The organism is Streptomyces sp. NBC_00872 (genome assembly GCF_045161915.1).
In the GTDB taxonomy this organism is placed as follows: domain Bacteria; phylum Actinomycetota; class Actinomycetes; order Streptomycetales; family Streptomycetaceae; genus Streptomyces.
Genome location: NZ_CP108806.1, coordinates 2,400,731 through 2,414,441 on the forward strand (window position 1 = coordinate 2,400,731; position 13,711 = coordinate 2,414,441).

Sequence of the window (13,711 nt, forward strand, 5' to 3'; positions counted from 1 at the left end):
AGCCCGACCACCCTACGGGGCGCCACTGACAACGGCGATCACTCGTCCTGCCGCCCGGCCGCCAGCGGATTGGGAACCGTGCCGTGCACGGCGGCGTGCGGCCGGTGGGCGCGGTCCCGGTAACCGTCGAGATGGAGCCGGTTGCGGTTGAGGCAGAGACGCTCGATACGGGGCGTGAGCAGGTCGAATGCCTCGAAGCGCTTCTCCAGCTCCGGGAACCGGACCTGGTAGCGCAGGATCTCCGCCCGTACGAGGGACCAGAACTCGTCCTCCGGCAGACCGAGTTGGTCTTTGCACAGCGGTGCCAGATAGCGGAAGACCCCGACGAAGAGCCCTGAATGGATGAACTGGATGAGGAAGGACGGCTCCTCGGTAAGGAGGATGTCCTTCACATCTCCGGGCATCGCGTCGTGCTCGGGCAGCGGCTGGGCGCTGATGTTCACATCGTCGACAAAATCCTTGATCGCCAGCCGTACCGGGACGTCCTGATCGTCGAAGACGACGATGGCGTTCTCACCGTGCGGGGAGAAGACCGTTCCGTAGCGGTAGAGGAAGTGCAGCAGGGGCGGCAGCAGCGCCGAGAAGAGCCGCTGGAGCCAGCGGGCCGGCGGCAGACCGGAACGGGCGACGAGTTCGGCGGTGAACGCTCGCCCCTGGGGATCCGTATGAATGAGGGAGGCGAGGGTACGGGCGCGCTCACCGGGGGCGAGCCGGGTCTGGAGGGGCTCGCGCCAGATCGCCCCGAGCAGTTCCTTGTACTGGTACGGGACCTCGGGGAGGTGATCGTAGAGCGGGTGCTCGACCGTCACGGAGGCGACTTCGCCGAGCAGGACGACACCGCACTCGTCACGCAGGAAGGGGTCGGCGTCCCTTACTCCGTGCACCCACGCGGTGACGGCGGGGGCGGCGAGCGTGCGCTCGGTGGGGAGTCCACGCCAGACCAGGGTGTTGAGGATGGACAGGGGCAGTTTGACCGTGTGCCGGTCGGGGCGTTCGACGTTCAGGAACGTACGGATGGACTGCTGCGGCAGCCGTAGATCGCCGTCGGTGGGGAGCGGAACGATCGCTCCCCCGGCTATGGCGGGCGCGTAGAGCGGAAGCAGGACCTCCGCCCACTGCCAGGGGTGCACGGGGAGATAGAGATAGGCGGCGGGGTCGAGACCGCGGTCCCGGAGGACGGAGTCGAAGCGCTCACGGACGGCGGCGTCGAGTTCGCGGGTGTAGAGCAGGTCGGGGGTACGCAGTGCGGAGACGCCCCGGTAGGTGGCGAGGGTGGTGCTGACCGCGATCCAGGGGAGCCGGGCCGGGGTACGGGCCTCGGGCGCCCAGCGCGCGGCGTCGGTGGCGGAGAAGCCGACACGGCCTTTGTTGAGGACGATCCAGGGGTGCCCGGTCTGGTGGCCTTCGAGGTCGGCGTAGTCGAGGTCGGCGAGACGTGCGGCGGTGAGGGCCGTGTGGTCGAGTCTCGCGTCGGCGGCGAGCGTCGTGGTGAGTTCGCGGACGAGATGGCCGAGGGTCTCGCCGTCGATTCCGAGCAGCCCGCGAGCGAGCGGCAGAAAGCGGAGCGGGTCCGTGAAGGGCTGGTTCCGGTACTCGACGGAGCCCGGTTCGACGCGCCAGTCGTCGTAGGCGCCGCGCGTGGCGCGGAAGGTGAGTGTCTCGCCGTTGTCGAGAGTGAGGGCGTACCAGCCGTCGGCGGCGCCGCGGACGGGGACCGGCTCGATGATCTGCTCGTATGCGAATTCTCCGAGGAGTTTGGCGAGAAGGCGGCCGGCCGCCCGGTCCCAGGCCCGGGGATTCAGCTCGGGTGGGGCGAACAGCGGGGTGAGGACGGTGGGGCCGGGGGTGGTGGAGTCGGGAGCGGCGATGGAGTCATGGGTGGCGGGGGAGTCATGGGTGGCAGGGGACTTCGGCACAAGGACTCCTCGGGATGGAACCGATGGGGATCGAGCGGTGTATGTAAGGCAGCGGATCGTTCACAGCAGGTCGCGAAGGGCGCGGTCGCGGACCATGAGAGCGGCTCGCTTGTCGGGAAGGTCGACCTCCGCCGAGAAGCGGAAGCCGGCGCTGAGGAAGGCGGAGACGGAGGGGGTGTTGCGCAGGTCGGGTTCGGCGATAACGCGCGCGCAGCGAGGACGGTGATCGAGGATGAGATCGGAGACGGCTCTGAGGAGGGCGGTGCCGACACCGCGGCCGCGGTCGGCGACGCCTCCCAGCAGAAGATGGATCCCGGTGTCGTGCGGACGGGCTGGGTAATGGCGCGCGAGAGGGTCGAGGTCCGCGCGGTAGATCTCCCAATAGCTCATCGGAACGCCGGCGAGGGCACCGAGACAGGGGACAGTGCGCCCGTCGCCGTCGAGCTGGGGGCGTAGATGGGCGGCGGTGACGGACTCCGGACCCGCCAGCTCCCAGAAAGCCGCGACTGCGGGATCGTTCATCCAGCGGCTGACCAGCGAGAGGTCACGCTCGATACGGACCGGGACGAGCTGGAAGACACCGGCCAGGGTGGCGGCGGGACCCCAGCCGGCGGGGCTGTCGAGCAGATCGCCGGCCGGGGTGCTGTCGGGTGACGGGTCCATGTCCGTCGGCCCGTGCTCTCCGAACAGCGCGATGAGCTCGTCGGGCAGCCGCAGGTCGAGGGTGTCCTCGGTGCTCCCACCGGTTCTCGGGGTGGGGTCGGCTCCGGTGTCGGCGCTGGCATCGGTGGGAGGCACGGGGCGCTCTCCTCTCGGCAGTTCGGACGGGGCGTGTTCCTTCACTGGCGAAGGGGGTTGGCGATGGTGACATAGACGGACTGGGTGTCGACGGGCCCGACCAGCTCGTCGAGGCCGTGCAGCCGGGTGAGCAGATTGGCCTTGCAGCGCAGCGTGGCGGGTTCCAGAAGCCGGCCGGGCAGGGGTGAGCCGAGTCCCGCGGCGCCGGCGAGGAACTGCCTGAAGGCGGCGATGAGGACGCGTTCGTCGGCGAGCCCCTGCGCGCCGAACGCGCCGATCAGACCGAAGACATTGTTGATGCCGAGGTAGTAGACGAAGCGCTCGTCGGTGACCTCGTCGGAGACGAAGGTGTCGCTGACCGAGCCGATGCCGGGAAGCCGGCGTTCCAGGGAGGGGCGGTGGGATTCACGGAAGTAGTAGCCCTGGTTGTCGCGGTAGCGGCCCCCGACGGGCCAGCCGTCGGGGTCGAGGAGCACCAGGGTGTTCTGCTGGTGGGCCTCAAGGGCGATGCCCGCCGTGCCGTCGAGCCAGAGCACCGGACGTACGACCTGGTCGAGATAGCGCAGAAACCACTCGGCGGACACGGCCGCGCGGGAACGACCGGTGCGGGCGGCGAGGGTGAGGACGATCTCGGCGAGACGCGAATGCGTCACGGCACGGCCGGGATAGGGGCGTGGAGCGGTCAGTCCGGCGATACAGACGGCGTCGTCGCCGGGGGCGAACGGGTTGTGGCGCACCATGACGTCGAGTCCGCTCACCGCTTCACCGTCCGGGGTGTCGACGGCGAGCCAGGCGGGGTCCCGGACGATGTCGAAGCCGGGGTGTGCCGCCTGCCACTCCTTGGCGAGTCCGCCGCGGAGCAGCCGGTGCACCTCGACACCACGGTGGAGCTCCTTGCGGAGGTTCTCGCGGCGGGAGTTGGTGATGCGCAGGCCCAGCGAGAGTTTGAGCATGGCGGGGACACCGGACCGGTGCACCGTGCGGATCGAGGAGGTGGGATGCCAGGGGGCGCCCTGGGGTCCCAGGTCGTGCAGCAGACCGGCGTCGAGCAGCGCGGCGACGGCGGGCCTGTGCCTCAACTCGCGTGCCTGCCAGGGGTGGAGGGGCAGCGGGACGGTGTGTCCGGGAAGGGGTACGTCACCGAGGAGACGGGTGGTGAGCAGTTCTGCGGGGACGATACGGCCCTGCTCGGTCCAGGCCGAGTCGGTGGCCAGTACGGACCGGTCGACGGCCATCCAGTGGAGGGGGAAGGAGCCGCGCAGCTCGGGCGAGTAGAGCCGGGCCTCGGTCTCGGAGAGTCCGTCCCGGCTCTTGGGGGTGGGGTGCAGGGGGTGGCCGAGGAGCAGTGACTGCTCGGCGGTGAGGAAGAGGTCGGCGCCGGCCCCGGCGCCGGGGCGGCGGCGCCGGTCGGCGAGGAATTCGGCGGTGTGCCCGAGGGAGTTGGCGACCCGGCCGACCAGATCGGCTCCCTGGTAGCGGCCCGACTCACGACCGAGGAGCGCGGCGACGGTGACGGCTTCGGCGGCGGGGGCGTCCTGGGGGGCGTTCTCCAGGAAGGGCATGCCGAAGCGGTGCCAGCCGGTGGCCGACCAGTATCGGACGGGGACGAGAAGGGCGGTGCCACTGGCGTCGAGCGGGATCCTCAGCACACTGCCGTCGGGGCGGGGCAGATCGGTCTCCCGGACCCAGCAGCGCAGCAGATTCTCGGTGGCTGCCGCGTCGGCCGCCTTCTGCGGGTCGGGATGGTCGAGCTGGTCGGCCACCACCGTGGGACCCGCGAACGGTGGTGCCGCGGTGGGAAGTTGCTCGTCGAAACCGCCCTCCGGCTGCCGTGGCACGGTCGGGGATTCGACGGTGCGGGCGGCCCGCGCCGGGTCGTTCCCTCGCTCGTGCCCTTGGTCGTGGTTCCGGGGATGGGGGGTGAAACGGCCGTCGGCCTCGGGCACATCGGGTGAGGGAGTGGGGTTCACGCGGGCTTCCTTGAGGGTGTCCGGGGTCAGTGGGACAGTCCGGCTTCGCTCCGGCGCAGTGCGGCACGCTCCGCGGCGGCCAGAGCATCGGCGAAGCGGTCGACGACCGCACCGGCCTGTTCATCGGTGAGCGTGAGAGGAGGGAGCAGGCGTACGACGGCGGACCGGCGTCCGCCGAGTTCGACGATGAGACCGCGGCTCAGAGACTCCCGCTGGACGGCGGCGGCAAGTGCGGGGTCCGGTGGCGCGGGGGCACCGGCCGCCGGGGCGACGAGTTCCACACCGATCATGAGACCACGGCCGCGCACATCTCCGACACAGTGGTGGTTCGCGGCGAGCCCCTGGAGCTGTCCCAGCATGCGCGCGCCGAGGAGGGCGGCGCGCGTGGCGAGCCCGTTCTCCCGTACGTACGCGAGGGTGGCCGCGCCCGCCGCCATCGCGAGCTGATTGCCGCGGAAGGTGTCCGTACGGTCTCGGGGCGGCCGGCGGTCGAGGTCCGCGCGGTACACGATGACGGCCAGTGGAAGGGAGCCGCCGATCGCCTTGGAGAGCACCATCACATCGGGGACGACGCCGCTGTGCTCCACCGCCCAGAAGGTGCCGGTCCGCCCCACCCCGGTCTGGACCTCGTCGGCGATGAGCGGAATGGAGCGGTCAGCGGTCACCTGGCGCATTCCGCGCAGCCAGGCATCGGGGGCGGGGATCACTCCGCCCTCGTCCTGGACCGCTTCGACGATCATTCCGGCGGAGGGCGGCACCCCTCCGTCGGGGTCGTCGAGGAGGTTCTCGGTCCAGCGGACGGCGAGTTCGGCGCCGCGTTCGCCGCCGATGCCGAAGGGGCAGCGGTAGTCGTACGGATAGGGCAGCCGGGTCACCCGTACGTCCCGGGCCCCGGCGGAGGCGGCGAGGGCACCGGTCGTCGTCCCGTGGTGTGCGCCGGTGAAGGTGAGGAGACCGTCGCGGCCGGTGGCGGTGCGGACGAGTTCGATGGCGGCTCCGACGGCGTCGCCGGCCGCGGGACCGCAGAACCGCAGCCGGGCGTTCTCCGCGAACCGCGGTGGCAGCGTGGCGAACAGTTCGGTGGTGAAGGCGTCCTGCACGGGGGTGACGAGATCGAGGACCTGCAGCGGGGCGCCGGAGTCGAGGACCCTTCTGATCGCCTCCAGGACGACCGGATGATTGTGTCCGAGTGCCAGGGCGCCCGCCCCCGAGAGACAGTCCAAATACCGTCGCCCGTCGGCCCCTTCGATCGTCAGCCCCCGTGCGCGCACCGGCACGACGGGCAGCGATCTCGCATAGGTGCGGGCCGCCGATTCACGGAGGGAGTGACGCCGGAGAATGCCCTCGTGCGCGACGGTGGGCGACGCCGGAGCGGGTTCGGTCACGGCCACGGCTGTTCGGTCCTCCCGCTGTCACGGTTCGGTCGCATGTCAGTACGGCGCTCGCCCGCCGAATGTTCGACGGTGAACACTGCCGGGTCCCCCGTACGTACCAACGACGTGGAAAGCCGGGGATCACGGGCTGTCCAAAGATCCTTAACGCCCCGGGGAACCGGAGCCCTGCCGTGCGCCGTCCCCATCGGCACCGGCATAGTGGAGGGTCTTGCCCCGGCCTCAACACCGCTTCCGGGGTTCGTCATTCGCTTTCCGTACGAACTGTTCCGAACTGTTCCGAAGTCCCAGGGGGATCACGCCATGCGACCCATTCGCCCGACGCTCGCCGCACGCCGTGGGAGGAGCACACGGCGCAGATTCTCCCCAGCCCTGGCCGCGGCCTCGATCGCGGTGGCGCTCGCGCTGACGGCCACCGCCTGCGGCACCGGCGAGGAGAACGCCGCCGTCCAGCCGGGTGACTCCGGCGGTCTGTCGTCCGACGGCAAGATCACGATTCCAGACGAGCTCAAGGACCGGCTCAAGGAGCACGGGATCGACCTGGACAAGTGGCGGGGCGGCGAGTGGAAGAACTGGGACAAGGACAAGTGGCTCCGTGAGGCCAGGGACTTCGTCAACCCGATCATCGAGGACCTCTGGGACCCGGACCGGATGCGGGACGCGGAGAAGCCCCCCGAGCGGCCCGTCGAGGAGCAGGACATCTCCGGCGACGAGGGAGTCACCGACCCGACACCGCAGCCGGTCACCGCGCAGCCGGTGAACACGCCGTACGGGGACAACGCCGCCGAGGCGGGGAAGCTGTTCTTCGACGGGCCCGGGGGTTCGATGGTCTGCTCGGCGACCGTCGTCGAGGATCCCGCCCACCCCGGTCAGTCCAACATGGTCTGGACGGCGGGCCACTGTGTGCACGCGGGCAAGAGCGGCGGCTGGTACCGCAACCTCGCCTTCGTCCCGTCGTACAACAACGACGGGCTGTCGGGGGCAGAACTGGAGAGCGCCGCGAAGGAGAAGGTGGCACCGCACGGCGTGTGGTGGGCCGACTGGGCACAGACCTCCGAGCAGTGGATAGCCCAGGGCGCCTCGACCGGCGGTCAGGGCGCCCCGTACGACTTCGCGGTGATCCATGTCACCCCGGAGAAGGGCAGTGACGGCAAGTCGCTGGAGGAGACGGTCGGTTCGGCACTGCCGGTGGAGTTCAACGCTCCGGCCACTCCGAACATCGAGAGCATGACGGCGACGGGCTACCCGGCGGCGCCGCCGTTCGACGGCCAGAAGCTCTTCCAGTGCGAGGACAAGCCGGGCCGGCTGTCGCTGAACGCCGACGACCCGACGATGTACCGCGTCGGCTGCACCATGACGGGCGGTTCGTCCGGTGGCGGCTGGGTCGCGACCGGTCAGGACGGCGAGCCCGCGCTGGTCTCCAACACCTCCATCGGCCCGGTGACGGCGGGCTGGCTGGCCGGCCCGCGCCTCGGTGATGTCGCCAAGGGCATCTACGACGGGGTCAGCGAGAAGTTCGCGGGTCAGTGACGGACCTCCGGGGGCCTCGGGCGTAGAGCCGAGGCCCCCACGGGCAGGTCGTCCCGACGGACCCCGACGGATCCCGACGACGTGCTCTTCCGGCCGGGCTCTTCCGTCGGTCGGCAGTCATCCGGCGGTCACCCGGCCATCGTCCGGGAAGTGATCATGACGGAGGCCCGTCCCCCTCTTCGCGAGAGGGGGACGGGCCTCCGTCGTCATGACTACGCCATGTCCGGCGTCCGTACGGTCAGCGGGCCACCGGCACATAGGGAGCCAGCATCGCGGCCAGCTCCTCATGGACACGCGCCTTGAGCACCGTGCCCTCCGGAGAGTGCTCCTCGGAGAGCACCTCGCCCTCGGCGTGCACACGCGAGACCAGACCGCCCTGTGTATAGGGCAGAAGCACCTCGACCTCGACCTCGGGCCTGGGCAGTTCGGCGTCGATCAGCGCGAGCAGCTCGCCGATTCCCATGCCCGTGCGGGCCGAGACGGCGATCGCGTGCCGCTCCGCACGCAGCAGCCGCTGGAGGACCAGCGGATCGGCGGCATCGGCCTTGTTGATCACCACGATCTCGCGTACGTTCACCGCGCCCACATCGCGGATCACCTCGCGCACGGCGGCCAACTGCTCCTCCGGCACGGGGTGCGAGCCGTCCACCACATGCAGGATCAGATCGGAGTCACCGACCTCCTCCATCGTGGAACGGAACGCCTCGACGAGGTGGTGCGGCAGATGCCGGACGAATCCGACCGTGTCGGCCAGGGTGTAGATCCGGCCGCCCGGTGTCTCGGCCCGGCGCACGGTCGGGTCGAGGGTGGCGAACAGCGCGTTCTCCACCAGCACGCCCGCGCCGGTGAGCCGGTTGAGCAGGGAGGACTTGCCCGCGTTGGTGTATCCGGCGATCGCGACCGACGGCACCTTGTTGCGCCGTCGCTCCTGCCGCTTGATCTCGCGGCCGGTCTTCATCTCCGCGATCTCCCGGCGCATCTTCGCCATCTTCTCGCGGATCCGTCGCCGGTCCGTCTCGATCTTGGTCTCACCAGGGCCACGCGTGGCCATACCGCCACCGCCGCCGCCACCCATCTGCCGGGACAGCGACTGGCCCCAGCCGCGCAGCCTGGGCAGCATGTACTGCATCTGGGCCAGCGCGACCTGCGCCTTGCCCTCACGGGACTTGGCGTGCTGGGCGAAGATGTCCAGGATCAGGGCCGTACGGTCGACGACCTTGACCTTGACGACATCTTCGAGATGGATGAGCTGGCCGGGGCTCAGCTCACCGTCGCAGACGACGGTGTCCGCGCCGCTCTCCAGCACCAGGTCCCGCAGCTCCTGGGCCTTGCCGGAGCCGATGTAGGTGGCCGGATCGGGCTTGTCACGGCGCTGGATCACACCGTCTAGCACCAGCGCACCCGCCGTCTCGGCGAGTGCCGCGAGCTCCGCGAGGGAATTCTCCGCGTCCTGCACGGTCCCCGAGGTCCATACACCGACCAGCACCACCCGCTCCAGGCGAAGCTGTCGGTACTCGACCTCGGTGACGTCTTCCAGCTCGGTGGAGAGGCCGACCACTCGCCGCAGCGCCGCACGATCGGAGCGGTCGAACTGGTCGCCGTCCCGCTCTCCGTCGATCTCGTGGCTCCAGGCGACGTCCTCTTCCATCAGGGCATCGGCTCGAAGGCTGTCCGTGCGGAGGTCCGCGAAATCCCGCGCGTCCTGGGAAGGGGATGAAGAGGAGGTCATTGGATCCTTACGTCGAATGAGAGTCTGTTACAGCAGTCACAACGCGTGACGAACCGGAATGATTCCCCGCCGCGTCGCCGACATGTCGATGGTGACACGGTTCCGCCCGGCCGTCACTCGTGTTTCACGCTCCGTCGCCGGACGGTTCCAGGAGGAACGGCGCGGTGACGGATCCCGGGCGGTGCCGTGAGTCCCGGGCGGTGTCACGGTCACTGGGTGCGGTCGTCCCGCTCGCACCGGGTGCCGTCGCTCGGCCGCCACCGGGAGCGGTCTGCTCGGTGGCCGTGGCGGCGGTCGTGGCCGTGGCAGGCGCAGGCGCGGGGGTCGCCGGGGCGGTGGCAGGGGCGGTGGCGCCGGGCGGAGTGTGCCCACTCACTCCGGGCGACGTCTGCTGGGCCCGGGGCGGTTCGCTCCGCCAGTCCGGACGCCCCGGCATCGGCGGAGTCTTCCGCCCGTACAGCCACGCGGTGAAGAAGGCCGACAGATCACGCCCCGCGATCCGCGACGCGAGCGAGGTGAAGTCCGCGGTGGTCGCCGTCCCGTCCTGGTGGATCCGTACCCAGTCGCGCTCCAGCCGCCCGAAGGCGCTCTCACCGATCTCCTGCCGCAGCGCGTAGAGCACCAGGGCGCTCCCGTCGTACACCACCGGCCGGAAGAGGCTGATCTGCTGCCCCGGTGTCGGGGGCTCGGGGGCGGCGGGAGGGCCGCCGGCCGCGCGCCAGGTGTCGGAGCGCAAATAGGCCTTCCGCATCCGCGTCTCCAGCGACTGCTTGGCGAACTCCTGCGCGTACCGCGCCTCGTACCAGGTGGCGTGCCCCTCGTTGAGCCAGAGATCCGACCAGGTGCGGGGCGAGACGCTGTTCCCGAACCACTGGTGGGCCAGCTCATGGACCATCACCGAGTCGACGTACCAGGCGGGGTACTCGGGACGCGTGAACAGGGAGCGTTCGAAGAGCGTGAGCGTCTGTGTCTCCAGCTCGAAGCCCGTGTCGGCGCCCGCGATGAGCACACCGTACGTCTCGAACGGGTACGGCCCCACCTGCTGCTCCATCCAGCGGAGTTGGGCCGGTGTCTTCTTCAGCCAGGGCTCCAGCCTCTCGCGGTCGGCGGCCGGCACCACGTCCCGTACGGGCAGTCCGTGCGGCCCTTCGCGGTGGACGACGGCCGAGTCGCCGATCGAGACCTGGGCCAGTTCCGTGGCCATGGGGTGACGGGTGCGATAGGTCCAGGTCGTGGTCCCGCCGCGGCGGGATGTCGCCTCGGGCAGCCCGTTGGCCACCGCCGTCAGCCGCTCGGGGGCGGTGACACGGAAGGTGAAGTAGGCCTTGTCCGAAGGGTGGTCGTTGCTGGGGAAGACACGGCGCGCCGCGTCGGCCTGGTTGGCCATCGCCAGCCCGTCGGTGGTACGGACCCAGCCGCCCTCCTTGCCATGCGTGTCACTGGTGTGATGAACGGTGACCGCCATACGCGTGTCCGCGTCGACCGCCTCGTCCGGTGTGATCACCAGATCCTCGCCGGCTGTCGTGAACTCGGCGGGCGCTCCATTGACATCGACGGAGCGGACCGTGCCCTGGGTGAAGTCGAGATTGATCCGCCTCAGCCGCTGGGTCGTGAGCGCGCCGATCCTGGTGATGGCGTCCAGGGGCTTGGTGTTGTCCCCGCGGTAGGTGAAGTCGAGGTCATAGGTCAGTACGTCGTAACCGGGATTGCCGAGGTGCGGGAAGAGCGGATCGCCGATACCGAGCGGCTCGGGCGGGGGGAGCGTCGCGGCGACAAGAGTGGCCGAGGCGGCGGCCAGCAGAGCGGCGCGCAGTCGGCGGGAGGTGAACAGCATGGACCACGGCTATCAGCGCCCGACCGGCCTACACCGACGGCGCGCTCCGCACCCACCCGAAAGGGGCAGGTCAGAGCGGTGAAGCCCGCCGGATGCCGTCTGTCGCAGTGTTGACGTCCGCGTTCCCTCAGGCTCCGCTGACGTCCGCGTTCTTGCCGTACTCCCCTACGGCCGACGGACACCCGCCCCGACTGCTCAGCCGGTCGCGCCCTGTCCGCCACCGCCCCTCACGCCGTCGCCGGATGCTGGGCGCGGCTGACGTCGTACACGCCCGGTACATCACGCATCGCCCGCATCAGTCCGGGCAGACCCGCCGCGTCGGGCAGACCCAGCGTGTATGTGTGCCGTACGCGCTGCTCGCTGGGCGGCTCCACGGTGGCCGAGACGATCGCGGCGCCCGCCGTGGCGATGGCCTCCGTGAGATCGGCGAGCAGCCGGGGCCGCCCGAAGGACTCCACGTACAGCGTGACCTGACACTCCGGCGCGTCTCCCCAGCTCACCGCGACCGGCTCGCGGTCCAGGGCGCGCATCCGCTCCACCGCCCGGCACTCCTGCCGGTGGACCCTGACGACACCGCCGCGGACCGGGAATCCGGTGACGGCGTCCGGCGGTACGGGGGTGCAGCAGCCGGCCAGCCGTACGGTCGCTCCCGGCAGGTCCACCACGGCGTTGGCGGCTCCGCGCCGGTCCGCGGTGAGCGCGTGGGACGCCCGGGGCGCGGCGTCGGGCGTACCCACCGCTTCGGGGTGCGCCGCCAGCCAGCCGGTGATCGCGATCCTGGCGGCGGCCGTACGGGCATGGTCGAGCCACTCGGGCGAGGGCCCCGAGGCCGCGTCCTGGGCCAGCAGGAGCTGGACCGTGTCGCCGTCGCTCAGCACCGTGCTCAGGGGCGCGAGACGCCCGTTGACGCGCGCTCCCAGACAGCCGTGCGCGGCCTCTCCGTGCTGTGCGTACGCGGCGTCCACACAGGTCGCCCCGGCGGGCAGTCCGAGCAGCCCGCCCTCGGCGCGGAAGACGGTGATCTCCCGGTCCTGCGCGAGGTCCGCCCGGAGTGTCGTCCAGAAGGTGTCCGGGTCGGGTGCCGCCTGCTGCCACTCCAGCAGCCGGGAGAGCCAGCCGGGCCTGGTCGGATCGGCGCGCTCGCCGTCGTACGGTTCCGCGCCCGCCGTCGCTGCCGCGCCGTCCGCGGGCTCCGCGCTGTCGACCGACGCGTAGGGATTGCCGAGTGCGACGACTCCGGCCTCGGCGACCTTGTGCATCTGGTGTGTACGGATGAGGACTTCGGCGACCGCTCCGTCGGGCCCCGCGACGGCCGTGTGGAGCGACTGGTACAGATTGAACTTGGGCGCCGCGATGAAGTCCTTGAATTCAGAGATCACCGGGGTGAAGCAGGTGTGCAACTCGCCCAGGACCGCGTAGCAGTCGGCGTCCTCACCGACCAGCACCAGCAGTCTGCCGAAGTCCGTGCCGCGCAACTCGCCGCGTTTGAGCCTGGACCGGTGTACGGAGACGAAGTGCCGTGGCCGCACGAGCACTTCGGCGGGGATGTCCGCCTCGCGCAGCACTCGTCTGACGTCCTCCGAAATGGCCGCGAGAGCGTCGCCGGCGGTGGCGTTGTCCGCGATGAGGGCCCGGGTGTGGGCGTACTCCTCGGGATGGAGGATCGCGAAGACCAGATCCTCCAGCTCGGTCTTGAGCGCCTGGACGCCCAGGCGTTCGGCGAGCGGGATGAGGACATCGCGGGTGACCTTGGCAATACGGGCCTGCTTCTCCGGACGCATCACACCGAGGGTGCGCATATTGTGCAGCCGGTCGGCGAGCTTGATCGACATCACCCTGACATCGTTGCCGGTGGCGACGAGCATCTTGCGGAAGGTCTCGGGCTCGGCGGCGGCGCCGTAGTCGACCTTCTCCAGCTTCGTCACGCCGTCGACCAGATAGCAGACCTCGTCGCCGAACTCCGCCCGCACCTGGTCGAGCGTCACGTCCGTGTCCTCGACGGTGTCGTGGAGGAGCGAGGCGGTCAAGGTCGTCGTCTCGGCGCCCAGTTCGGCCAGGATCAGGGTCACGGCCAGGGGGTGTGTGATGTACGGCTCGCCGCTCTTGCGGAACTGCCCGCGGTGCGAACTCTCCGCGAGGACATAGGCCTTGCGCAGTACGGAGAGGTCGGCGTCCGGGTGGTGGGCGCGGTGTGCGTCCGCGACATGGCCCATCGCGTCCGGCAGCCGGTCCCTGGAGGCGGGTCCCAGTAACGCGGCCCTGCCGAGTCTGCGGAGGTCGATCCTGGGAAGGCCGCGTCTCCGACTGTGGGCACCAGGGTTGGTGGCCTCTGCACTCATGGGCACCTCCGGACAGCTTCGACCGGCGACGCGAAGAACGGGCAACGCCCTCCGGGCCGGTGCTTGATGCTACCGAGCCCACCACGTGGAGCAGTCCCGCTCCTGCCCGGCGTGAAACGGATCACCCATTCGAGCGAAGCTCCCGGGAAGCTCTACGCGGGCTCCCGCGGAACTCCACGGACGCTCCCGGGAAGCTCCCCGGGG

General features: G+C 70.4%; 8 protein-coding genes. 1 reads left to right on the plus strand and 7 read right to left on the minus strand.

Translation table 11 applies throughout. The features are described 5' to 3' along the window. Window positions 1-38: 38 nt before the first annotated feature. Genes OG214_RS10195 through OG214_RS10210 form a run of 4 tightly spaced genes read right to left on the minus strand, consistent with a single transcriptional unit; the run spans window position 39 to window position 6,075 of the window. The gene (locus tag OG214_RS10195; protein ID WP_405984567.1) at window positions 39-1,916 is read right to left on the minus strand and encodes an IucA/IucC family protein; all 1,878 of its coding nucleotides are present in this window, start codon (window positions 1,914-1,916) and stop codon (window positions 39-41) included. Between the two features lie 60 nt (window positions 1,917-1,976). Then, window positions 1,977-2,714 (minus strand): GNAT family N-acetyltransferase, encoded by a 738-nt coding sequence (locus OG214_RS10200; protein WP_405984568.1) that lies wholly within the window; start codon window positions 2,712-2,714, stop codon window positions 1,977-1,979. A gap of 41 nt (window positions 2,715-2,755) precedes the next feature. Continuing rightward, window positions 2,756-4,684, minus strand: a complete 1,929-nt coding sequence (locus tag OG214_RS10205; protein ID WP_405984569.1) for an IucA/IucC family protein — start codon at window positions 4,682-4,684, stop codon at window positions 2,756-2,758. Window positions 4,685-4,710: 26 nt separating this feature from the next. Continuing rightward, window positions 4,711-6,075, minus strand: coding sequence for a diaminobutyrate--2-oxoglutarate transaminase family protein (locus OG214_RS10210; protein ID WP_405984570.1), 1,365 nt, complete (start codon window positions 6,073-6,075; stop codon window positions 4,711-4,713). 303 nt (window positions 6,076-6,378) lie between these two features. Here OG214_RS10210 and OG214_RS10215 point away from each other — a divergent pair, with 303 nt between their 5' ends. Then, the gene (locus OG214_RS10215) at window positions 6,379-7,605 is read left to right on the plus strand and encodes a hypothetical protein (protein WP_363081388.1); all 1,227 of its coding nucleotides are present in this window, start codon (window positions 6,379-6,381) and stop codon (window positions 7,603-7,605) included. A 238-nt stretch (window positions 7,606-7,843) separates the two neighbouring features. Here OG214_RS10215 and hflX read toward each other — a convergent pair whose 3' ends face one another. From hflX to OG214_RS10230, 3 genes are all read right to left on the minus strand, one after another. Next, a complete protein-coding gene (hflX, locus tag OG214_RS10220; RefSeq protein ID WP_363081387.1) occupies window positions 7,844-9,334 on the minus strand; it encodes a GTPase HflX in 1,491 nt (496 codons plus the stop codon). Between the two features lie 124 nt (window positions 9,335-9,458). Then, a complete protein-coding gene (locus tag OG214_RS10225; protein WP_405984571.1) occupies window positions 9,459-11,168 on the minus strand; it encodes a M1 family metallopeptidase in 1,710 nt (569 codons plus the stop codon). Window positions 11,169-11,395: 227 nt separating this feature from the next. Further along, window positions 11,396-13,507: an HD domain-containing protein gene (locus OG214_RS10230; protein WP_363081385.1), complete on the minus strand. Its 2,112-nt coding sequence runs from the start codon at window positions 13,505-13,507 to the stop codon at window positions 11,396-11,398. Window positions 13,508-13,711: the final 204 nt, after the last annotated feature.